The sequence below is a fragment of the Rhizobium sp. Root483D2 genome (assembly GCF_001426685.1).
Lineage (GTDB): Bacteria > Pseudomonadota > Alphaproteobacteria > Rhizobiales > Rhizobiaceae > Pararhizobium > Pararhizobium qamdonense.
Window position 1 is genome coordinate 236,171 of sequence record NZ_LMFB01000041.1, and the last position, 20,883, is coordinate 257,053.

At 60.8% G+C, this 20,883-nt stretch carries 21 protein-coding genes and 1 riboswitch; of the genes, 13 read left to right on the forward strand and 8 right to left on the reverse strand.

Annotated features, from left to right (window positions below; translation table 11 throughout):
* The first annotated feature begins 34 nt into the window (after positions 1 to 34).
* From ASD32_RS25950 to ASD32_RS25990, 9 genes are all read left to right on the forward strand, one after another.
* Positions 35 to 1,201, forward strand: coding sequence for a cysteine desulfurase family protein (locus tag ASD32_RS25950; protein ID WP_060641015.1), 1,167 nt, complete (start codon positions 35 to 37; stop codon positions 1,199 to 1,201).
* 145 nt (positions 1,202 to 1,346) lie between these two features.
* Entirely contained in the window at positions 1,347 to 2,816 is a 1,470-nt protein-coding gene (sufB, locus tag ASD32_RS25955) for a Fe-S cluster assembly protein SufB (protein WP_060640906.1), read from the forward strand.
* Positions 2,817 to 2,918: 102 nt separating this feature from the next.
* Positions 2,919 to 3,110 (forward strand): hypothetical protein, encoded by a 192-nt coding sequence (locus ASD32_RS25960; RefSeq protein WP_156383359.1) that lies wholly within the window; start codon positions 2,919 to 2,921, stop codon positions 3,108 to 3,110.
* 11 nt (positions 3,111 to 3,121) lie between these two features.
* Entirely contained in the window at positions 3,122 to 3,877 is a 756-nt protein-coding gene (gene sufC, locus ASD32_RS25965; protein ID WP_060640908.1) for a Fe-S cluster assembly ATPase SufC, read from the forward strand.
* A gap of 11 nt (positions 3,878 to 3,888) precedes the next feature.
* Positions 3,889 to 5,163, forward strand: a complete 1,275-nt coding sequence (sufD, locus tag ASD32_RS25970) for a Fe-S cluster assembly protein SufD (RefSeq protein WP_060640909.1) — start codon at positions 3,889 to 3,891, stop codon at positions 5,161 to 5,163.
* A 13-nt stretch (positions 5,164 to 5,176) separates the two neighbouring features.
* Positions 5,177 to 6,418, forward strand: a complete 1,242-nt coding sequence (locus tag ASD32_RS25975; protein WP_060641016.1) for a cysteine desulfurase — start codon at positions 5,177 to 5,179, stop codon at positions 6,416 to 6,418.
* A 13-nt stretch (positions 6,419 to 6,431) separates the two neighbouring features.
* Entirely contained in the window at positions 6,432 to 6,812 is a 381-nt protein-coding gene (locus tag ASD32_RS25980) for an SUF system Fe-S cluster assembly protein (RefSeq protein WP_060641017.1), read from the forward strand.
* Positions 6,813 to 6,902: 90 nt separating this feature from the next.
* Positions 6,903 to 7,295, forward strand: coding sequence for a Fe-S cluster assembly scaffold SufA (gene sufA, locus ASD32_RS25985; protein WP_060640910.1), 393 nt, complete (start codon positions 6,903 to 6,905; stop codon positions 7,293 to 7,295).
* Between the two features lie 112 nt (positions 7,296 to 7,407).
* Positions 7,408 to 9,291: a PAS domain S-box protein gene (locus ASD32_RS25990; RefSeq protein ID WP_060640911.1), complete on the forward strand. Its 1,884-nt coding sequence runs from the start codon at positions 7,408 to 7,410 to the stop codon at positions 9,289 to 9,291.
* Between the two features lie 305 nt (positions 9,292 to 9,596).
* On the opposite strand, the gene gcvP is transcribed toward ASD32_RS25990, so the two are convergent.
* From gcvP to gcvT, 3 genes are read right to left on the reverse strand one after another with little or no spacing between them, the layout of a single operon-like run.
* The gene (gene gcvP, locus ASD32_RS25995; RefSeq protein ID WP_060640912.1) at positions 9,597 to 12,461 is read right to left on the reverse strand and encodes an aminomethyl-transferring glycine dehydrogenase; all 2,865 of its coding nucleotides are present in this window, start codon (positions 12,459 to 12,461) and stop codon (positions 9,597 to 9,599) included.
* The gene (gene gcvH / locus ASD32_RS26000; RefSeq protein ID WP_060640913.1) at positions 12,461 to 12,823 is read right to left on the reverse strand and encodes a glycine cleavage system protein GcvH; all 363 of its coding nucleotides are present in this window, start codon (positions 12,821 to 12,823) and stop codon (positions 12,461 to 12,463) included. Before gcvH ends, gcvP begins: the two co-directional genes overlap by 1 nt.
* 15 nt (positions 12,824 to 12,838) lie before the next feature.
* On the reverse strand, positions 12,839 to 13,978 hold the full coding sequence (gene gcvT / locus ASD32_RS26005; RefSeq protein ID WP_060640914.1) for a glycine cleavage system aminomethyltransferase GcvT: 1,140 nt from the start codon (positions 13,976 to 13,978) through the stop codon (positions 12,839 to 12,841).
* Positions 13,979 to 14,121: 143 nt separating this feature from the next.
* Positions 14,122 to 14,209: riboswitch (glycine riboswitch) on the reverse strand.
* Positions 14,210 to 14,370: 161 nt separating this feature from the next.
* Here gcvT and ASD32_RS26010 point away from each other — a divergent pair.
* Both ASD32_RS26010 and ASD32_RS26015 read left to right on the forward strand, forming a co-directional pair.
* The gene (locus ASD32_RS26010; protein WP_156383360.1) at positions 14,371 to 14,766 is read left to right on the forward strand and encodes a DUF2946 family protein; all 396 of its coding nucleotides are present in this window, start codon (positions 14,371 to 14,373) and stop codon (positions 14,764 to 14,766) included.
* A gap of 99 nt (positions 14,767 to 14,865) precedes the next feature.
* Entirely contained in the window at positions 14,866 to 15,849 is a 984-nt protein-coding gene (locus tag ASD32_RS26015) for a DUF1775 domain-containing protein (protein ID WP_060640916.1), read from the forward strand.
* A 59-nt stretch (positions 15,850 to 15,908) separates the two neighbouring features.
* On the opposite strand, the gene ASD32_RS26020 is transcribed toward ASD32_RS26015, so the two are convergent.
* From ASD32_RS26020 to ASD32_RS30165, 5 genes are all read right to left on the reverse strand, one after another.
* The gene (locus tag ASD32_RS26020) at positions 15,909 to 16,268 is read right to left on the reverse strand and encodes a hypothetical protein (protein ID WP_060640917.1); all 360 of its coding nucleotides are present in this window, start codon (positions 16,266 to 16,268) and stop codon (positions 15,909 to 15,911) included.
* A gap of 173 nt (positions 16,269 to 16,441) precedes the next feature.
* On the reverse strand, positions 16,442 to 16,711 hold the full coding sequence (locus tag ASD32_RS26025) for a hypothetical protein (RefSeq protein ID WP_060640918.1): 270 nt from the start codon (positions 16,709 to 16,711) through the stop codon (positions 16,442 to 16,444).
* Between the two features lie 49 nt (positions 16,712 to 16,760).
* Positions 16,761 to 16,904: a hypothetical protein gene (locus tag ASD32_RS29840; protein WP_156383361.1), complete on the reverse strand. Its 144-nt coding sequence runs from the start codon at positions 16,902 to 16,904 to the stop codon at positions 16,761 to 16,763.
* Between the two features lie 103 nt (positions 16,905 to 17,007).
* The gene (gene dapA / locus ASD32_RS26030) at positions 17,008 to 17,928 is read right to left on the reverse strand and encodes a 4-hydroxy-tetrahydrodipicolinate synthase (protein ID WP_162252703.1); all 921 of its coding nucleotides are present in this window, start codon (positions 17,926 to 17,928) and stop codon (positions 17,008 to 17,010) included.
* Positions 17,925 to 18,413, reverse strand: a complete 489-nt coding sequence (locus ASD32_RS30165; RefSeq protein WP_060640920.1) for a hypothetical protein — start codon at positions 18,411 to 18,413, stop codon at positions 17,925 to 17,927. The genes dapA and ASD32_RS30165 overlap by 4 nt, the downstream gene beginning before the upstream one ends.
* Before the next feature lie 539 nt (positions 18,414 to 18,952).
* On the opposite strand from ASD32_RS30165, the gene ASD32_RS26045 reads away from it, so the two are divergent.
* Positions 18,953 to 19,648, forward strand: a complete 696-nt coding sequence (locus ASD32_RS26045) for a L,D-transpeptidase (RefSeq protein WP_060641018.1) — start codon at positions 18,953 to 18,955, stop codon at positions 19,646 to 19,648.
* Positions 19,649 to 19,814: 166 nt separating this feature from the next.
* Complete coding sequence (locus ASD32_RS26050; RefSeq protein ID WP_244490273.1) at positions 19,815 to 20,867, forward strand: murein L,D-transpeptidase family protein; 1,053 nt, start codon at positions 19,815 to 19,817, stop codon at positions 20,865 to 20,867.
* Positions 20,868 to 20,883 lie beyond the last annotated feature (16 nt).

The window sequence follows — 20,883 nt, forward strand, 5'->3', positions numbered from 1 at the left end:
TACATGGCAGCCGGTCCATCTTTGGCAAGGGAATATGGGACAAGAGCGCATCTACATGGACTGGAATGCCACCGCGCCGCTCTTGCCGGCTGCGCGCGAGGCATGCCATTGCGCGCTTGATCTTAACGGCAACCCATCCTCGGTGCATGGCGAGGGCCGCAAAATCCGCACCCTGATCGAAAATGCCCGCCGTGAGGTCGCAGCCCTTTGCGATGCGGCCTCCGCCAATGTTACCTTTACCAGCGGCGCGACGGAGGCGGCCAATTGGGTGCTGACACCCGATTTCCGCATGGGCAAGACGCCGCTGACCATCGGCCATCTCTATATTTCTGCCATCGAGCATCCGGCTGTCCGCGAAGGCGGGCGGTTTGCGGCCAATGCGATCAGCGAAATCGCCGTGACGCCTGAGGGCACGATCGATCTTGCAGCACTGGAAGCTGCGCTTGCCGCGCATGACCGGCAATCCGGCCTGCCGATGGTTGCGGTGATGCTGGTCAATAACGAGACAGGCATCGTCCAGCCCATCGAGGACGTGTCCCGCCTGATCAAGGCGGTGGGCGGCATTCTGGTTGTCGATGCGGTTCAGGCTGCCGGACGGCTGCCTGTGTCGATCGAGGCGCTAGGAGCGGATTTCCTGATCCTCTCGTCGCACAAGATCGGCGGTCCGAAGGGTGTTGGCGCGCTGATCGCGCGTGGCGAAATCCTGATGCCTTCGGCGCTGATCCGTGGCGGCGGCCAGGAGAAGGGGCATCGCTCCGGAACTGAAAATCCGGCGGCTATTGCCGGATTTGGCGCGGCCGCGCGGTGTGCGGCCGAGGGCCTGGAAGGGCGCATGCGCGGCGTGTCTGCACGGCGCGACCGGCTGGAGGTTGCGATGATCGAGGCTGCACCGGATGTCATCATTCATGGCCTTGCTGGCGCGCGCATTGGCAATACATGCTTTTTCACGCTGCCGGGGCTCAAATCGGAAACCGGCCAGATCGCCTTCGACCTGGAGGGTGTCGCGCTTTCGGCCGGTTCCGCCTGCTCGTCCGGCAAGGTCGGCCAGAGCTATGTTCTGTCGGCCATGGGCCATGATCCTCGGCATGGTGCGCTGCGGATTTCGATCGGGCCGGCGACGACTGAGGATGAAATTGACAGATGCGCTGCGGTCTTTGCCAAAGTTGCGGCGCGCCGCAGGCTCGCGGGGGCTGCGGCTTGACTCTGAATTAAATTGCGGAAATTGAATTTTCCGCTTGGCAAACGGGGTGAAAATGCCCCTTAAGCCCACTACATAGGCGATACACGAACATTGTATCGTACTGACAAGCTGCCGGACCTTGTATCCGGCGAGATTGGAGAACGACATGGCTGCTGTGCAGGAAACAATCGATCAGGTCGCCCTGATCGATGTGGACCAGTACAAATACGGGTTTGAGACGACGATCGAAATGGACAAGGCGCCCAAGGGCCTGTCCGAAGACATCATCCGCTTCATTTCGGCAAAGAAGAACGAACCGGACTGGATGCTCGAATGGCGTCTGGAGGCGTATCAGCGCTGGCTAACGCTGGAAGAGCCGACATGGGCGCGCGTCAACTATCCGAAGATCGATTTCAGCGACATCTATTTCTACGCAGCCCCAAAGAGCACGCCCGGCCCGACCTCGATCGACGACGTCGATCCGGAGCTTTTGCGGGTCTATGAAAAGCTCGGCATTCCGCTTCGCGAGCAGGAAATCCTGGCGGGCGTGAAAACGCCGCGCATCGCCGTCGATGCCGTGTTCGATTCCGTTTCGGTCGTGACCACGTTCAAGGAAGAACTGAAGAAGGCCGGCGTGATCTTCATGTCGATCTCGGAAGCCATCCGCGAACATCCGGATCTGGTGAAGAAATATCTCGGCACCGTCGTTCCGACGACCGACAATTATTATGCGACGCTGAACTGCGCCGTCTTTACGGATGGATCCTTCGTCTATGTCCCCAAGGGCGTTCGCTGCCCGATGGAACTGTCGACCTATTTCCGCATCAACGAGAAGGGCACCGGCCAGTTCGAGCGCACGCTGATCATTGCGGAAGAGGGCGCCTACGTTTCCTATCTGGAGGGCTGCACCGCACCCCAGCGCGACGAAAACCAGCTGCATGCGGCGGTTGTCGAACTGGTTGCGCTCGACGATGCCGAAATCAAATATTCCACCGTCCAGAACTGGTATCCGGGCGACAAGGACGGCAAGGGCGGCATCTACAATTTCGTCACCAAGCGTGGCGATTGCCGTGGCAAGAATTCCAAGATTTCGTGGACGCAGGTCGAAACCGGCTCGGCGATCACCTGGAAATACCCGTCCTGCATCCTGCGTGGCGATGGCTCGCGCGGCGAGTTCTACTCGATCGCCGTTTCCAACGGTCACCAGCAGATCGACTCGGGCACCAAGATGATCCATCTCGGCAAGAACACGTCGAGCCGCATCGTTTCCAAGGGCATTGCCGCAGGCGTCAGCCAGAACACCTATCGCGGCCAGGTCTCGACCCACCGCAAGGCAGAAAACGCACGCAACTTCACCCAGTGCGACAGCCTGCTGATCGGCGACAAGTGCGGCGCCCATACGGTGCCCTATATCGAGGCCCGCAATTCCTCGGCGCAGTTCGAGCATGAGGCGACGACCTCGAAGATTTCCGAAGACCAGCTGTTCTACTGCCTGCAGCGCGGCATTCCCACGGAAGCGGCAATCGCACTGATCGTCAACGGCTTCGTCAAGGAAGTCATCCAGGAACTGCCGATGGAATTTGCGGTTGAAGCGCAGAAGCTGATCGGGATTTCGCTGGAAGGTAGCGTGGGTTGACGAACTGACCGTCATCCTCGGGCTTGTCCCGAGGATCTGATGGAGCCGATTTTGGAGACGTGATTGACCGGGCAAAGGGGAATGACAGCGGGAATGAAAGTCATGGCACTGGCCATTTTCGTTTCGATTTGCGGTCTGTTTCTCGGTTTTGCTGGCTTAAGTTTTGATTGGCAGCTTGCCAAGACTATCGGGATCATATCGGCCGCTGCTCTCGCCGCCATTTTCTGGCTGAGCGCGGAGGTCAAGAATAAGACATTGGATCGCTTCCTGACCGGAAGAAAAAGACAAGATTGAGAGAGACTGCAATGCTTGAAATCAGAAACCTCCATGCCCGCATCGCCGAAGACGGTACCGAGATCATTCGTGGTCTGAACCTGACCGTGAAGGCCGGTGAAGTTGCTGCCATCATGGGGCCGAACGGCTCCGGCAAGTCGACGCTGTCCTACATCCTGTCGGGCCGCAGCGATTATGAAGTCACCGAAGGCGATATCCTCTATAATGGCGAGAGCATCCTTGAGCTCGATCCGTCCGAGCGCGCCGCCAAGGGCATCTTCCTTGCCTTCCAGTATCCGGTCGAAATCCCGGGTGTTGCGACCATGCAGTTCCTCAAGGTCGCGCTCAACGAGCAGCGCAAGTATCGCGGCGAAGACGAGCTTTCGACGCCGGATTTCATCCGCCGCGTCAAGGAGGCCGCCGCCAAGCTGCAGATCAACCCGGATATGCTGAAGCGCCCGCTCAATGTCGGTTTCTCCGGCGGCGAGAAGAAGCGTGCGGAAATCCTGCAGATGGCGCTGCTGGAGCCGAAGCTTTGCGTGCTCGACGAGACCGACAGCGGCCTTGACATCGACGCGCTGAAGATCGTTTCGGACGGCGTCAACGCGCTGCGTTCGCCGGACCGCGCTGTCATCGTCATCACCCATTACCAGCGCCTCCTGGAATATATCGTGCCCGATAGCGTCCATGTTCTCTACAAGGGCCAGATCATCAAGTCGGGCGACAAGTCGCTGGCGCTTGATCTCGAAGCCAATGGGTATGCCGACATCATCGATGCGGCGGCTTGAGGAGTAACGGCATGAACATGCAAACGGCCATCACGATGACAGCCGCCGAAACGGCCCTCGTCGATGCCTATACTGCCCAGATCGGTGAACTGCCCGGCGAGGGCGCCGTGCTGTCTGCGCGCGATACGCTCCTGGCCAATCTGCGCCAGCAGGGCCTGCCGACGCGCCGGGTCGAATCTTGGCATTATACGGACCTGCGCGCGCTCCTGCGCGCCGTTCCGGCCTACGATCCGACGGCGTTTGCGCAAAGGGTCGATCCGCTGGTTCCCGGTTCTTCGGTGCTTGCCGTTTTGAACGGCAAGGCGGATACCAAGAACCTGCCTGCCGGCATCAACGTGCGCTCCTATGCCGAAAGCCTGATCGATGGCGTTGCCGCCGCCGATCTGGTGGAACGCGATGAGGACGACGCCGTTGGGCGCATCAATGGCAGCTTCGTGCGCGACGGGTTCGAGATCGAAGTGCCTGAGGGTACCGAGCTTGAACAGCCGATCGAGTTCCAGCTGGTTCAAAGTTCCGGCCAGAGCCATTCCCGCTTTCCGGTGACGTTCGGCGCCAATTCCAAGGCCACGATCATCGAGCGCCATCTTTCGGTCAATGATGCCGCAAGCCTGGTGACCGTCGTCAGCGACCTGATCCTCGATGAAGGCGCCGAGATCACCTGGATCATCCTGCAGCAGCAGGGCGCCAACGACAGCCATCTGGCTCAGGTGAACTTCGATCTCGGCACCAATTCCAAACTGCGCCTGTTCATCATCAATGCCGGCGGCAAGCTGGTGCGTCAGGAAGTGCATGGCGTCACCACGGGCGAAGGGGCCGATTTCAAGCTGCGCGGCATCAACCTGCTCGGCGGCGATACCCATACCGATGTGACGTTCACGCTCGGCCATGACGTGCCGAACACGACATCAACGGAAATCCTGCGCAACGTGCTGTTTGATCGTGCCAAGGGCGTTTTCCAGGGCCAGATCCGGGTTGCTCCGGATGCGCAGAAGACCGACGCGAAGATGGCGTGCAACACGCTGCTCCTGTCCGACGACGCCGATTTCTCGGCCAAGCCGGAGCTGGAAATCTTTGCTGACGACGTTCAGTGCGGCCATGGCGCCACCGTCATCGATATCAACCCGACGCATCTCTATTACCTGCGTGCGCGCGGCATCCCGGAAAACAAGGCCCGCGCCATGCTGGTCAATGCGTTTGTCGATGAGATCGTCGAGGAGCTCGAGGACGAGGGACTGATCGAGACACTGGAAACGATCATCGCCGCCTGGCTGGAAAAGCACGCCTGATTGGATCATGGACATGGAACACACGGTGCCGGTGCCGGCCTATGACGTCGAAGCGATCCGCAGGGATTTTCCGATCCTCTCGCGGACCGTGTACGGCAAGCCGCTTGTCTATCTCGACAACGGCGCCTCGGCACAGAAGCCGCAGGTGGTCATCGACGCCATCTCCAATGCCTATTCCAATGAATATGCCAATGTCCATCGCGGCCTGCATTTCCTGTCGAACGCGGCAACCGACGCCTATGAGGGTGCGCGCGAAAAGGTGCGCCGCTTCCTGAACGCGCCGTCGGTCGACAACATCATCTTCACCAAATCCTCCACCGAGGCGATCAACACGGTCGCTTACGGTTACGGCATGCCGAAGATCGGTGATGGTGACGAGATCGTCATTTCGATCATGGAGCATCATTCCAACATCGTTCCCTGGCATTTCATCCGGGAACGCCAGGGCGCCAAGCTGGTCTGGGCGCCGGTCGATGATCAGGGTGCGTTTCATATCGACGACTTCGTCAAATGCCTGACCGACAAGACCAAGCTGATCGCCATCACCCATATGTCGAACGCACTCGGCACCGTCGTTCCCGTCAAGGAAATCTGCCGGATCGCGCGCGAGCGCGGCATTCCGGTGCTGGTGGACGGCAGCCAGGCCGCCGTTCATATGCCCGTGGATGTGCAGGATATCGATTGCGACTGGTACGTGATGACCGGGCACAAGCTCTATGGTCCCTCGGGCATCGGCGTGCTCTACGGCAAGATGGACCGGCTAAAGGAAATGCGTCCCTTCATGGGTGGCGGCGAGATGATCGTCGAGGTGACCGAAGACGCGGTCACGTATAACGAGCCACCGCACCGGTTCGAGGCCGGTACGCCGCCGATCGTCCAGGCGATCGGCCTTGGCTATGCGCTGGATTACATGGACACGATCGGGCGGGCGGCAATCGCGGCCCACGAAGCCGATCTTGCCGCCTATGCGCATCAGCGCCTGTCGTCGGTCAATTCGCTGCGGGTGATCGGGACGGCACCGGGCAAAGGTGGTATCTTCTCTTTCGAACTCGAAGGCATCCACGCCCATGACGTGTCGATGGTGATCGACCGCGCCGGCGTGGCGGTGCGGGCGGGAACGCATTGTGCCCAGCCGCTCTTGAAACGCTTCGGCGTGACCTCCACATGCCGTGCATCCTTTGGCCTCTACAATACGCGGGCCGAAGTCGACATTCTGGTGGATGCGCTGGATCAAGCGCGCAAATTCTTTGCGTAAGGACATGAAGCCGATGAGCCTTGATACGACCGAAGACAAGATCGATGTCCGTGAAGGCCTCGTTCACTCCGCTATTCCCGCAGACGAACTGGCGCGCCTGAGCGATGACGTGATTTCCGCGCTGAAGACCGTCTATGACCCGGAAATCCCCGCCGATATTTTCGAACTGGGGCTGATCTACAAGATCGATATCGAAGATGACCGCATGGTCAAGATCGCCATGACGTTGACGGCCCCCGGCTGCCCCGTTGCCGGCGAAATGCCGGGATGGGTGGAAAATGCAGTCAGTTCCGTCGAAGGCGTATCGGGCGTCGAAGTGTCGATGACCTTCGATCCGCCGTGGACGCCGGACCGCATGTCGGAAGAGGCGCAGGTTGCGGTCGGCTGGTACTGATCGCGTATTGATCCCTTAACCGGTGCGCATTACATTCTGGACTCGGAAAGCATCAGGCCTTGAACCTGGTGGCTACAAGGAGAACGGCCGATGGGCTTTGCAATCATGAGTTTGACCGATGCGGCGGCAGGCCGCGTCAAGGCGATCGTCGAAAATGCCGGCGGTGATGCCCAGGGTATTCGTGTCGGGATCAAGAAGGGCGGCTGCGCCGGCATGGAATATGCCATCGACATGGTGACCTCAGCGAACCCGAAAGACGATCTGGTCGAACATCAGGGCGCCAAGGTCTGGGTCGCCCCCGAAGCCGTGCTTTACCTGCTCGGAACGCGGATGGACTTCGAAGTCACGACGCTGCGCTCCGGCTTCACCTTCAACAACCCGAACCAGACATCGGCCTGCGGTTGCGGCGAATCCGTCGAACTGAAGCCCGCCGATCTTGCTGCGCTGGCGGCCAAGGGTGACGCGGTGGTTCGCGCCAGCTGAGGCCTGTCGCTGCGCTCCTGTGGCGCTTGATTCGAATTCAGGAAGAGACTGGTTTGCGCCAGTCTCTTTTTCTGTTTTATGCTTCTCCCAGTGTTGGGCGGAGCATGACCCGATGACGGCGGCGCAGACAGATTTCCTGCAAGCGATCTATGATATCTTTCCGTCCCCCGTCATCCTTGTTGATGCCGATGGTGCCATCCTGTCGGTCAATGCGGCGGCGATCGAGCAGTTCGGTTATGCCGCCCATGAACTGACCGGTGGTCCCGTGCGTCATCTCTTTGCGAGCGGACATGAGGTTGAAGCCAGCCTTTGCCAGAGCGTGGAGGGTCTTCAAAAGGCGCGGTTTTCCGAAGCGGTCCATCGCTTCAGCCGCCGCGACGGCACGGTGTTCGAAGCCCGGCTGCGTGTCGCACCCATCATCGATGCGGATGGCGTCAGGCGTGGGTCTGCCGCTATTATCCACGACATCCGCGATCTCCCAGCCAATCTGGAACCTCACCGCGCGCACCGCACCGCCGGCGATATTCTCGAGACCGCGCTGCAGGCTATTCCGGAGGGGTTTGCGATCTTCGACCGGGATGAGCGGATCATCATCTATAACGATGCCTATCGACAGATTTGCGGCGCAGCGGGGCCAAGGCTCAAAATCGGCATGACGGCCGAAGAGATCGTGCTCGCCGTCTACGAGGTGGGATATTATCCCAGCGCGCCCGTCGGGTCGCCAAAGGCAAAAGCCTGGCTTGAGAACCGGATGCGGGCTTTTCGCAACCCGGGCGGCGATCACCAGATCTTTCCCTATGGCGACGGCCGCTGGCTGCGGGTGGAGGACTTCAAGACGGAAGACGGCTACACCGTTGCGCTTCGCATCGACGTCACCGATCTGAAACGGGCTGAAATCGCACTGGAGCGGCAAAGGCTCGAATATTATTCGCTGGTGCAGAATATTCCCGATGTCATCAGCCGTGTCGCTCCCGATCTTACCTATACGTTCGTCAACGACCGCTACGCCAAGCTCGCCGGCATGGCCGCCGATGCGCTGATTGGACGGCAGCTGCTCGATTTCGTTCCGGAAGAGGACCGGGCAAACCTGGCCGCGCTGCTTCAAAACCTTTCGGTAGACGAGCCGCTGTCCACGCGCGAACAGCACCGGAAATTGCCCGATGGGTCCGATCTCTGGCTGTTCTGGTCGAATATCGCGCTGTACGAGCGCGGTGAGCTGATCGAATATGTCACTGTCGGCCGTGACATCACCGAACTGAAATTGCAGCAGCAGCGAATCGCCCGGCAGAGCGCTGAACTCGAGCGCAAGAACGCGGCCCTCAACCGTTTCACCGGTACGGTGTCGCACGACCTGAAGGCGCCGCTGCGGCATATGTCGATGTTTTCCGAGATGATCAGCGAGGATGTGGCCAGCGGCAATCTGGAGGAAATTCCGGTCTATGCCGGCCATCTGCGCCAGGGTGCGCGGCGGATGTACCAGTTGATTGACAGCCTGCTCGACTACGCCCAGATCGCCGACGAAATCGGCAGCTGGCAGGTGGTCTCGATGACCGAGGTGATTTCAGAGACCATCCTCAATCTCGACAGTTTCATTCGCGAGGCCGACGCCACGATCGATGTTCAGGCATTGCCGCAGCTGAAAGGCGATACGGAACTGCTGAAGCGTCTTTGCCAGAACCTGATCGGCAATGCCATCAAGTACCGCCGCAAGGACGTGAAACCGGTGATCCGGATTTATGCGGAAACGGAAAGCGGCACGATCCGGGTGATCTTCGAGGACAACGGCATCGGCGTCGATCCACGCTTCGCAACGAAAATTTTCGATGTCTTCCAGCGCCTGCACCGGGATGAAACCGTCTATCCGGGGACAGGCATCGGACTGGCGCTGGCCAAACGGATCGCCGAGAGCCATGGCGGCTCCATCGCGCTCGACACGTCATTCACGCAAGGGGCGCGCTTCGTTCTGCTGCTTCCGGACCAGTCTGAGGGCGTTTGAACGGCACATGCCCGATTGGCGCGCGTCGAGCGCCCATTAGGAGGCTGACAAAATCAGTTGCCGGCATTTTGTATGTCATTTGGGACACTACGCGAACCCCAATCCCCCGTCGTTCCTGTGCTTGCCACAGGAATCCACAAATCTCAAGCCTTTGATCTGAAAGAGTCTTTTTACCCTCCAGACGTCGGGTCGCTGGATCTGCGCCACAGGGACGAGGATGACGGAGAGTGGGGTATCGCTCCCACCAGATAATCTTATTCAGTGTGTGCAACAGAAGGGGCGCCCGGGGGCGCCCCTCTCAATCCTTACTCTGCCGCTTCGGCATAGTCTTCCAGGGGCGGGCAGGTGCAGACCAGGTTGCGGTCGCCGAAGACGTTGTCGACGCGGTTGACCGGGGACCAGTATTTGTCGACACGGAAAGCGCCCGGCGGGTAGCAGGCCTGTTCGCGCGAATAGGGGCGATCCCACTCGCCGACCAGGTCTTCGACCGTGTGCGGTGCATTCTTCAGCGGGTTGTTCACCCGGTCCATCTTGCCGTCCTCGATCGCCTGCGCCTCGGCGCGGATGGCGAGCATGGCGTCGCAGAAGCGGTCGAGTTCGGCCTTCGTTTCCGATTCCGTCGGCTCGATCATCAGCGTGCCGGCAACCGGCCAGCTCATGGTCGGCGCGTGGAAACCGCAGTCGATCAGGCGTTTCGCCACATCATCGACGGTCACCCCGGCGCTTTCGACCAGCGGACGGGTATCGACGATGCATTCGTGCGCCACGCGTCCCTTGGCCGATTTGTAGAGCACGTCATAGGCGCCCTTCAGCCGTGCCGCGATATAGTTGGCGTTGAGGATCGCCACCTTGGTTGCCTGCGTTAGCCCTTCGCCGCCCATCATCAGGCAGTAGCTCCAGGAGATCGGCAGAATGGAAGCCGAACCGAACGGCGCTGCCGATACTGCACCTTCGCCGCCATCGGTTTCTGGATGGCCGGGCAGGTAAGGGGCAAGATGCGCCTTGACACCGATCGGCCCCATGCCAGGACCGCCGCCGCCATGGGGAATGCAGAAGGTCTTGTGCAGGTTGAGATGGCTGACATCGGAGCCGATGTCGCCGGGCCGGGCAAGGCCGACCATGGCGTTCATGTTGGCGCCATCGAGATAGACCTGGCCGCCATGCGTATGGACGATGTCGCAGACTTCGCGGACATTTTCCTCAAACACGCCGTGCGTCGATGGATAGGTGATCATGCAGCACGAGAGGTTTTTCCCATACTGCTCTGCTTTTGCACGGAAATCATCCATGTCGATATCGCCGTTATCGCTGACCTTTACGACGACGACCTTCATGCCGGCCATCTGCGCGGAGGCCGGATTGGTGCCATGCGCGGAGGTCGGGATCAGGCAGACATCGCGGTGGCCGTCGCCATTGGCGAGATGATAGGCGCGGATCGTCAGAAGTCCGGCATATTCGCCTTGCGCGCCCGAATTGGGCTGCATGGAGACCGCATCATAACCGGTGATTTCGCAGAGCTTCTGGCTAAGATCGGTGATCATGTGGCGGTAGCCTTCGGCCTGGTCTGCCGGCACGAAGGGGTGGATTTCGGCGAATTCCGGCCAGGTGATCGGCAGCATTTCGGCTGTGGCGTTTAGCTTCATCGTGCAGGACCCGAGCGGGATCATCGAGCGGTCAAGCGCCAGATCCCGGTCCGACAGCCGGCGGATATAGCGGGTCATCTCGCTTTCCGCACGGTTCATATGGAATATCGGGTGCGTGAGGTATTCGCTGGTGCGCAACAGCGTTTCGGGAAGGCGGTAACCGGCCTCGAAATCCTCGACGTTGAAATCGCCGCCGAACGCCCGCCAGACGGCTTCCAGCGTGACCGGGCGCGAGCGCTCGTCCAGGCTGATGCCGATCTTGGTGGTGCCGATGCGGCGAAGGTTGACTTCTTCCGCAACAGCCGTTTTCAGGATGATGCCCTGCAGCTTGCCGACATCGACCGTAACCGTATCGAAGAACACGTCGGGCTCGACGGCATAGCCGAGCTTTTCAAGCCCAAGCGCCAGAAGCACGGCCTTCTGGTGGACACTCTGGGCGATGGCCTTGATGCCCTTGGGGCCATGGAAGACGGCATACATCGAGGCCATGACGGCAAGCAGAACCTGCGCGGTGCAGATGTTCGACGTCGCCTTTTCGCGGCGGATATGCTGTTCGCGGGTCTGCAGCGACAGGCGGTAGGCACGGTTCCCCCGCGCATCAACCGATACGCCGACAAGCCTGCCGGGCATCGAGCGCTTATAGGCGTCCTTGACGGCCATATAGGCGGCGTGCGGGCCACCATAGCCAACGGGAACGCCGAAGCGCTGCGTGCAGCCGATCGCGATATCGGCGCCCATTTCGCCCGGCGACTTCAGGAGCGCCAGCGCCAGCGGGTCGGCGGCGACGGTTGCGATTGCACCCGTCTGGTGCAGCCGCGCAATCAGGCCGGTGAAATCATGCACATGGCCATAGGTACCGGGATATTGGAAGATTGCGCCGAAGACGTCGAGCGGATCGAGATCGGTGAAGGGGTTACCGATGACGATCGACCAGCCGAGCGGCTCGGCGCGCGTTTTCAAAAGCGCGATGGTCTGCGGATGGCAGCCCTCGTCAACGAAGAAGGCCTTCGCCTTGGACTTTGCCACGCGCTCGGCCATGGCCATGGCTTCGGCTGCGGCGGTTGCCTCATCGAGCAGCGAGGCATTGGCGACGTCGAGACCGGTGAGGTCGCAAACCATCGTCTGATAATTTAGCAACGCCTCGAGACGGCCTTGGCTGATCTCGGGCTGGTAGGGCGTATAGGCCGTGTACCAGGCCGGGTTTTCCAGGATGTTGCGCTGGATGACCGGCGGCGTGATCGTGCCGTAATATCCTTGGCCAATCAGGGAGACCAGTTTCTTGTTGCGGTTGGCCGTTTCGCGCATCTTGTCGAGCGCCTCGCGCTCGGTCATGGCAGCCCCCCAGGCAAGCGGAGCTTTCTGACGGATCGACGGCGGAACGGTGTCGTCGATCATGGCATCGAGGCTTTGATAGCCGATGACCTTGAGCATCTCGGTCATTTCATCGGGCGAGGGGCCGATATGGCGCCGGTTGGCAAAGTCATACGGCTTGTAATCGGTAAAGGTGAAATCCTTCGGCATGCTCATCAGGCGATCAGCTCCTTATAGGCCGCTTCGTCCAACAGGGCGTTCACGGCAGACGGATCGGACAATTTCAGCTTGAAGAACCATCCGGCACCCTGCGGATCGCTGTTGACCAGCGCCGGGTCGTCGACGATCGCCTGGTTGCTCTCGACGATCTCGCCATCAAGCGGACAATAGACGTCGGAGGCTGCCTTGACGGATTCGACGGTCGCAGCGGTCGCACCCTTGTCGAGCGCGGTGCCGGCTTCCGGCAATTCCACGAAGACGAGGTCGCCGAGCTGTTCGGCGGCATGCGCTGTGATGCCGACGGTCGCGATATCACCCTCGATTTTCAGCCATTCGTGTTCATCGGTAAATTTCAGCATGGGTTCAGCTCCTGATCAGCGTTTGTAGGTCGGGGTGACGAAGGGAAGGGCGGCGACGGTGATAGGCAGGTATTTGCCGCGTACCTCCGCGAAAACCTGGGTGCCGTTGGCGGTATGGGCGCTATCGACATAGCCCATGGCGACGGGATGATCGGCGCTGGGGCCAAAGCCGCCGGATGTGACGGCGCCGATCGGTGTCTTGCCGTCAGCATCGGCAAAGAGCGGTGCACCGCCGCGAACCGGGGCCTTGCCCTCCGGCTTCAGGCCAACGCGGCGGCGGGTGGCGCCATCGGCAAACTGGCGCAAGATGACATCGGCGCCCGGAAAGCCGCCTGCGCGGGCGCCGCCAGTGCGGCGCGCCTTCTGCATCGCCCATTCGAGGCCAGCCTCGACCGGCGTCGTCGTGGTGTCGATATCATTGCCATAGAGACACAGGCCTGCCTCGAGACGCAGCGAATCGCGGGCGCCAAGGCCGATCGGCATGACATCGGGATGTTCGAGGATGCGGCGGGTCACGTCCTCTGCCGATGCGGCCGGGATCGAGATCTCAAAACCGTCCTCGCCGGTATAGCCCGAGCGCGAAATGATGCAGGGCACGTCATGCAGGTCTGCTTCCGCCACATCCATGAAGCGCATGGTGGCAATATCGGCCCAGAGCTCGGCAAGCACGCATTCGGCGCGTGGTCCCTGCAGCGCAATCAGCGCGCGGTCGTCAAGCAGGGTGAGCTCGCACGTGTCGCCGAGATGCTTTAGCAGATGGGCAAAATCGGCCTCCTTGCAGGAGGCGTTGACGACGAGAAACAGGTGGTCGCCGCGATTGGCGACCATCAGGTCGTCGAGGATAGTGCCGTCCTTACCGGTCAACAGCGCATAGCGCTGGCGCCCTTCCGCAAGACCGAGAATATCGACCGGCACCAGCTTTTCCAGCGCCAGTGCTGCGTCCTCGATCCTGCCGGATTTTGGCCGCAGGATCACCTGTCCCATATGCGAAACGTCGAAAAGTCCGGCGGCAGCGCGGGTATGCAGATGCTCCTTCATAACGCCGGCGGGATATTGCACCGGCATGTCGTAGCCGGCAAACGGCACCATGCGGGCGCCAAGCGAAACGTGCAGCGCATGCAGGGGTGTCTGTTTCAAAGGGGAATGTTCGTTCAAGTCCGGCCTCCAGGTCTGGCGCCACGCGCCGGCTCATCTCCACGGCGCATGTTTCTGCGACGTATCCTCGAGCCCCCTCTGTCCCTTTGCCTGAGATTGTTATCCCTTCGGCGAGCGGAAATGCTTCTCTCCAGAGTCCTACCGGCACCTTGCTGGTCCTTTGGCCTGAGAGTTTCCGGGGCGGTTGCTCCTTCGGCACCGGTGTAAACCGGATTCTCCCAACAAGATCGGGTTCAGATAACGGCGATGCCGGCGGCTTGGCAAGTGTAAAATGTCGCGCCCGAACAGATTTTTGTCGTGGCTGTTTTACTGGCAGGAACCTGCGCGAAAAATCAGCCTTTGCTTTTTTTACGGACAGGGGATAACGCAATTTGCGGAGACGGAGATCATCAATGGCGAGAGCCGGGCGGCAGATACGGGTGGCGGTGCGGGTGCTTTCGGCACTGGCGCTCCTGTTCCTGTCCTTTGCCCACCAGCCGGCGTTTGCCCGTCAGATTACGCCATCGATGGCGGCGCAGTATATGCTGCCGGATGGAACGACCGGCGATATCTGCTTCGGTCTGGATGGTGTCGATGGCAAGGACCACGGTTCCTCGCATCAGGGACTGGCACCGGTCTGCGACTATTGCCGGCTGTCTGCCTCGGTCCTTTTGCCGGCACCAGCGGGCGAGGGCTATCTCGTTATCCGCACGGCCTTTCACGTCTCGATCCCAGTGGAGTATGCGGCAGTTTTCGTGCCGAACCCGCGCCTCCTGCCGCAATCGCGCGCACCGCCGGTCATGCTCTGACGTCTTTCCAAAAATTCCACAGTATCCAGAGCATTCAGCCGCCTTTGCGGTATTGACCGTCCTGCCGGAATTGGCAGGCTCAGGTCCGGAGACAGATCGATGAGACAGACCAGAACAACCCTGCTTGCCCTTGCTGTTTCGCTCGGTGCTGCGGCCTCTGCGCAGGCGCATGCGTCGTTCGAAACCGATGAGGTGGCGTCCGAAAGCAGCTTCAAGGCCGTGCTGCAGATCCCGCACGGATGCGACGGCGAGGCGACCACCGAAGTACAGGTCAAGCTTCCGGAAGGCTTCGTTTTCGCCAAGCCGCAGCCAAAAGCCGGCTGGGAGCTGGAGATCATCAAAGGCGATTACCAGAAGAGCTATGACAATCACGGCACTGCGGTGACGTCGGGTCCGCTGGAAATCCGCTGGAAGAACGGCAATCTCTCGGACGACTTTTACGACACCTTCGTCATCAGCGGCAAGATTTCCGGCTTTGATCAGGAAACGCAGCTGGCTTTTCCGGTGACGCAATTCTGCGGCACGTCAGGCAAAGTCGTGTGGGATGAAATCCCCGCTGAAGGGCAGAGCGCCCATTCGCTGGAACATCCGGCACCAACGGTGACTGTTACGCCCGCAAAGGCCGGGGGCCACGATCACGATGACATGGCTGCGATGGCTGGCATGGCCACCGCGGATGGCGTGCCGGTCAAAGCCGGTTCGCTGGAGATTTCCGGCGGCGCGGTCAAGGCGATGCTGCCGGGCGCCAAGGTCGGCGGCGGCGGTTTCATCATCAAGAATAATGGCAGCGAAGACGATACCTTGCTTTCCGTCGAAAGCCCGGCGGCCGGCCGCGTCGAACTGCATGAAATGACCATGCAGAACGACGTGATGAAGATGCGCAAGCTGGAAGAGGGCATTGCAATCCCGGACGGCGAAACCGTGACGCTTCAATCGGGTGGCCTGCACCTGATGTTCATGGAGGTGAAGACGCCGTTTGCTGAAGGTGACAGTATTCCGGTGACGCTGACCTTCGAGAAGGCTGGCAAGGTCGATTACGTGCTCCAAGCCGGTAAAGCCGGTGGTGCCCGCAAGCACAAGTAAGACCCAGTAAGACCCAGGGGATTTCGAGCGGACCAAAGACGGCGCGGGACACCGCGCCGTTACCGTTTGGCGATGAAATCCTGTTCAGGGCCGCCCGTTTCGCCGTCCGGGGCCAATGCCTCTTCGCTTTCCCCGGTTTCGGGCTCGTCCGGGCCGAATTCCATATAGCGGCGGACCACTTCGCCACGCGTGCCCTGGGGCAGGCGGCTGTGGGAACTCATCAGCATCAGGGAGAGCAATGTCGGGCTGCGAAGGGCGGCGATGGCGGCGTGGGTATTGGCCGCATCCTCCTTCGGCCGGGCCGAAAGCAGGGTGATCGCCTCGTCGGTCGGGCCATCGCCGCTCACGCGTGCGGACGGCTTGAGGGCTTGCGCCGCATAGGCCGCCGTGTTGGCTGACATGGTGACGACCAGGGTCATGAACGATCTGCCCTTGGCGGGCGCTCCCTCGAATAGACAATCGATCGTCGGTTTTAACCCGGCCTGCGTTTCACCGCGGTGAAATCGCGCGGCCGCATTTAAGGCAAATCCTATGGATTAGCTGAGGGAAAAAGGGGGCGCAGACCGCCGGGGAAAGCGCGCGCCCCAAAGGTTCAGGCGGAACGCCGCAAAGATGTAGTGCGCACCGCTACGGCGGTTATGCCGTCGAGTTCGACGCATTTGCCGGCCGGTGCCCGGCAGACCGCGCAGGCGTCGTGATTGCTTTCCTCATCGGCAAAATGCAGGGCTGCGGCTTCGCTGGCAAACAGCCCGCCGACACGGCCCAGCCGGTCGTGCACGACCCACCAGCCGTGATGATCGCAGCCGACGGTGAAACGTGGCGTTGCAGACTGTGTGTTGGTGAGGGGATATCGACTGCCCATGATCCTTGGTGACCTTCGTGTTGTTGATCGGGTGTTGGGTTCCTGCGCCTCAGCGCAGAAACCAGCTGGCCAGAAGCTGAATGATGCCGGCACAGGCAAAGACGGCGGCCAGACGGAAGATGGCGCCTGACAGCGTACTGCGATCTGGCAGTGCCTGCCTGTCTGATGAACTTCGAACGCCCAGCGGCTGCATGACTTGTTCTTCCTGTTGGTCGTTAAGCTCTTGATTGCCATGATAAAATATGTGCCTTGCCATGGCCGTTCCATGCGTGGCCGGCAGGTTTGCTCTTAAAATCTCATAGGAATTGCCTTTGTGCGGGCGTGGGTGTGCACAGGACAGGCGCGAGCGCCATGCGGATCGCTGCGGTGGTTTCCGCAACCACCGGCGTCACCGGCAACCGGACATCGTCGCTGATGCCTCTGAGCAGGCTGAGACCGTATTTGATGGCCGGTGGCCCGGGTTCACGTTCCAGCGCCTGAAACAGCGGGCCGAGGCGCTCCTGCAGGCTCTGTGCCGATCGCTGGTTTCCGGTGGCGAGCGCCTGATGCAGCGCAACGGTCAATCGTGGCACCAGATTGGCGGCAGACGAAATCACCCCACGGCCACCCATGAGCGTGAAGGGCATGGCGGTCAGATCATGGCCGGAATAAAGCGCGAAACGCTGCCGCAGGGCGGCGGGCATGGCCACAAGCCTTGCAATATCTCCCGTTTCATCGGCGATACCGATCACCTGATCGAGGTCTGCAAGGCGCTCCAGGGTTCGCGAGGATAGATCGATGGCCGTGCGCTGCGGCGCCACGCCGATCATCAGCGGCAGATCGACCCGATCGGCGATCGCCTGATAATGGCGAAACAGGCCTTCCTGAGACGGCTTGCTGTAATAGGGCGTCACCACATAGGCCGCCGCCGCTCCCATATTCTTCGCCTCTGCCGTACGCGCGACCGTCGTTTCCGTGCAGTTGGTGCCCGTGCCGGCAAAAACCGGGACGCGGTTGCCGGCAACGGCAACGGCAAGCCTGATCAGCCGCGTCCGCTCGTCATCGTTTAGAGCCCAGGGTTCACCGGTGGGTCCGGCGACGAGAAGGCCGGAGATGCCGCTGTTGATCTGCCATTCGGCGAGGTCGGCGAAGGCGGCTTCATCGAGCTGGTCGCCCTGAAAGGGTGTGATGAGATCACAGATTGCGCCTTGCGGCATGGGCCGGACGTTTCCACTCATTTTTGACGTTCCTGTTGCACAGCGGCTTTGCTCCGCTTTTGGCGCACAGACCGTGAGGATGTGCGGATGGCGCTGCCCAAAAGCGCGATCAGGACAGCGGCCGGTGGATCGCGATGATCGGCTTGCGTGAGCCTGCATCGGCGTGCGCGGTCAAGGCCACCGCAGACGGACACGGTGGCCGTCCAGCAATCGCCATGCGGCTCGAGATCGCTGAGGTCGCGGGCGGGAGTACAGGCATGTGCCAGAAGGCGAAGGGCGGCGGTAAAGGCTTCCTTCTCCATCAGACCGCGCAACTCCGGCGATTGCTTGATATCCTCGGGCAGGCCAGCCGTTTCAGGCAGAATGCGCACGGCTTCCCAGACATGGTGTTCGCGCAGAACCCGCGCTGCGCCAACGCGGTCCATCAGGCTCGCGAGTGCTGCCTGCGCGGCCATTCCTTCGAAAGGACCTGTGGTTGCGGCAGGCTGTGCCGATATCGTGGCCATGTCTCAGGCAATGACCAGAAGGACGGCAATACCGGCAAGCGAGAGAAAAATCGCTGCCGCGTTCAAGACGGCCGTCAGACGGGCGCGGCGCTGCCTGAGAGAGGGTGTTGAAGCGTCAGGCCGCGAGCGGCTGGACCGCCCGATTTTAAGCGCTGAAAGATGGGTGGAGTGAAGGTTTGGCGTAAGCATCGTGGCAGAGACCTGTTTCGGATGCCTGAAGACTAGGGGCTTGCCGCATTGGAAATCCATTCCAGGACAGGGGCGAACAGATAAAGGTTTCATAGGAGAACGGAGGAAGGGCGGATCGCGCAAGCTGCGTCTTTCCCGCAACGGCGGATCACTATGTGGTGACCAGACGGGAAACTTGGTGCGGGAAGCGGCATGTCCCGTTGGAAAGGCAGAGGATTGGTTGCATAAGGAATTTGATCCGATTCCTCAGCGATGAAGACGCGTGGCGCACTGCTTGTCTGGTGCCTTTGCGGTCTGCGTCATCCAGATGGGCCGGACGATATTGCTGAAATAGCGAATTGATGGGGCTCATGACGACCGATCACAGTTTTTCCCGCCGCGGTTTTCTCGGCGTTCTTGCGGCAGGCACGCTTGCCGGCTGTTCCACAACGATGCCGGGCGGCTCTGCGCCAATGCCTGCGCGGATCACCCGCCCGATCGGGCCACCGTCCGATGCCGAACTTCAGGTCATGTACGGTCCGGTCGAAGACGGCGGCTATCTGATCCCGGCCATTCCCTATCAGCAGATCGATCCGCAATTCTACCGCCAGCGCGTGGCCGACCGCACAGGCGAAGCGCCCGGCACCGTCGTCGTCGATACACCGTCGCGGCTGCTGTATGTGATCGAGCCCGGTGGCACCGCGATGCGCTACGGCGTTGGTATCGGCCGGGACGGCTTTGCCTGGCAGGGTGACGGTATCATCCACTGGCGCCAGGCCTGGCCGCGCTGGAAGCCGCCGAACGAAATGGTGGCGCGCCAGCCGAGCCTTGCCAAATATTCGATCGCCAATGGCGGCATGGAGCCGGGGCTAAAAAATCCGCTCGGTGCCCGGGCGCTTTATATCTTCCAGAATGGCGAAGATACGCTCTACCGGCTGCACGGCAATCCGGAATGGAAATCGATCGGCAAGGCGGTATCGTCGGGCTGCGTGCGGCTAATGAACCAGGACGTGATCGACCTCTACCAGCGCGTTCCTTCAAAAGCCAAGATCGTCGTCTACCAGTAAGCCCATGAGAGGCGGGTGCAACCGCACCTGCCTCCTGAAAACGGGAGCGCCGATATTAACCGGACGCTAACCGCAATATCGGATTCTGCGATAATTAAATCAGTGATCGTCCTGATTTGACACGTCCGACAAAACTTTGGCACGATTTGCAGCGATAGACGCTTTCATGAATTCTCGGCTTGCCCTTCATCGCGCCTCCAGGTGCATCCGCTCGGCCCGCACATTCGTGTCGCGGACATTGGCAGCGCTTGCGCTTGGCGTTGCGCTGTCAGGCTGCATGGCGCTCGACGATCTCTCCGAGGCGCCGCCGAAACTGTCGGGCAAGATGATCGCCGAGATGTCGAAGAAGGGCATGAAACCGGAAAGCCCGGTCCTGGTGCGCATCTTCAAGCAGGAAAGCGAGCTGGAAGTCTGGAAGGTGAACAAGTCTGGCGCTTACGCGCTGCTGAAGACCTATCCGATCTGCCGCTGGTCGGGCGAACTCGGGCCGAAGACCAAAATGGGCGACCGGCATGCGCCGGAAGGCTTTTATCATGTCTCGTCCGGTATGCTGAACCCCAACTCGCAATTCTACGTCTCCTTCAACCTCGGCTACCCCAACCGGCTGGAATCGGCGCTTGGCTATACCGGCGAGGCGCTGATGGTGCACGGCGCCTGCTCGTCGTCGGGCTGCTATGCGATGACCGACCAGGGTGTGGGCGAAATCTATGCGATCGTGCAGAAGGCGCTGTCGGGCGGCCAGGAGAAATTCCAGGTTCAGGCCTATCCGTTCCGCATGACGGCGCAGAACATGACCAGCCATCGCGGCGATCCGAACATGCCGTTCTGGCGCACGATGAAGGAAGGTTACGACGCCTTCGAGGTGACGCGCCGGCAGCCGAAGGTTTCGATCTGCGAGCGACGTTACGTCTTCAACAAGGAATTCGAAGGCGGCGAACCCGCAGATCCGCTCGCGGCATGCCCACCCGCCGTCAACCAGCTCGAGCCGCAGGCCATGGCGAAAATCCAGGCGGAAGAGCGCAAGCTCGACACGGCGGTGACCAGCTCCATCCCGGCAAGCTCGACGCTCAGCGCCTATTCCGATGGCGGCATGCATCCGAGTTTTCGCGCGCTCCTGAAGGCGCAGGGTCCGAAAAAACTGGCCGCCACCATTTCGGGCACCAAATACCCGATCAGCCGCCCGGAAGCCGCGCTTGCGGACCCTTTTGACGGGCGATAAAATTTCTAAGCGATAA

Coding starts and splice junctions, on each gene's coding strand:
- ASD32_RS25950 (WP_060641015.1), top strand. CDS start 35: ATGGGACAAGAGCGCATCTACATGGACTGGAATGCCACCGCGCCGCTC.
- sufB (WP_060640906.1), top strand. CDS start 1,347: ATGGCTGCTGTGCAGGAAACAATCGATCAGGTCGCCCTGATCGATGTG.
- ASD32_RS25960 (WP_156383359.1), top strand. CDS start 2,919: ATGGCACTGGCCATTTTCGTTTCGATTTGCGGTCTGTTTCTCGGTTTT.
- sufC (WP_060640908.1), top strand. CDS start 3,122: ATGCTTGAAATCAGAAACCTCCATGCCCGCATCGCCGAAGACGGTACC.
- sufD (WP_060640909.1), top strand. CDS start 3,889: ATGAACATGCAAACGGCCATCACGATGACAGCCGCCGAAACGGCCCTC.
- ASD32_RS25975 (WP_060641016.1), top strand. CDS start 5,177: ATGGAACACACGGTGCCGGTGCCGGCCTATGACGTCGAAGCGATCCGC.
- ASD32_RS25980 (WP_060641017.1), top strand. CDS start 6,432: ATGAGCCTTGATACGACCGAAGACAAGATCGATGTCCGTGAAGGCCTC.
- sufA (WP_060640910.1), top strand. CDS start 6,903: ATGGGCTTTGCAATCATGAGTTTGACCGATGCGGCGGCAGGCCGCGTC.
- ASD32_RS25990 (WP_060640911.1), top strand. CDS start 7,408: ATGACGGCGGCGCAGACAGATTTCCTGCAAGCGATCTATGATATCTTT.
- gcvP (WP_060640912.1), bottom strand. CDS start 12,461: ATGAGCATGCCGAAGGATTTCACCTTTACCGATTACAAGCCGTATGAC.
- gcvH (WP_060640913.1), bottom strand. CDS start 12,823: ATGCTGAAATTTACCGATGAACACGAATGGCTGAAAATCGAGGGTGAT.
- ASD32_RS26010 (WP_156383360.1), top strand. CDS start 14,371: ATGGCGAGAGCCGGGCGGCAGATACGGGTGGCGGTGCGGGTGCTTTCG.
- ASD32_RS26015 (WP_060640916.1), top strand. CDS start 14,866: ATGAGACAGACCAGAACAACCCTGCTTGCCCTTGCTGTTTCGCTCGGT.
- ASD32_RS26020 (WP_060640917.1), bottom strand. CDS start 16,268: ATGACCCTGGTCGTCACCATGTCAGCCAACACGGCGGCCTATGCGGCG.
- ASD32_RS26025 (WP_060640918.1), bottom strand. CDS start 16,711: ATGGGCAGTCGATATCCCCTCACCAACACACAGTCTGCAACGCCACGT.
- ASD32_RS29840 (WP_156383361.1), bottom strand. CDS start 16,904: ATGCAGCCGCTGGGCGTTCGAAGTTCATCAGACAGGCAGGCACTGCCA.
- dapA (WP_162252703.1), bottom strand. CDS start 17,928: ATGAGTGGAAACGTCCGGCCCATGCCGCAAGGCGCAATCTGTGATCTC.
- ASD32_RS30165 (WP_060640920.1), bottom strand. CDS start 18,413: ATGGCCACGATATCGGCACAGCCTGCCGCAACCACAGGTCCTTTCGAA.
- ASD32_RS26045 (WP_060641018.1), top strand. CDS start 18,953: ATGACGACCGATCACAGTTTTTCCCGCCGCGGTTTTCTCGGCGTTCTT.
- ASD32_RS26050 (WP_244490273.1), top strand. CDS start 19,815: ATGAATTCTCGGCTTGCCCTTCATCGCGCCTCCAGGTGCATCCGCTCG.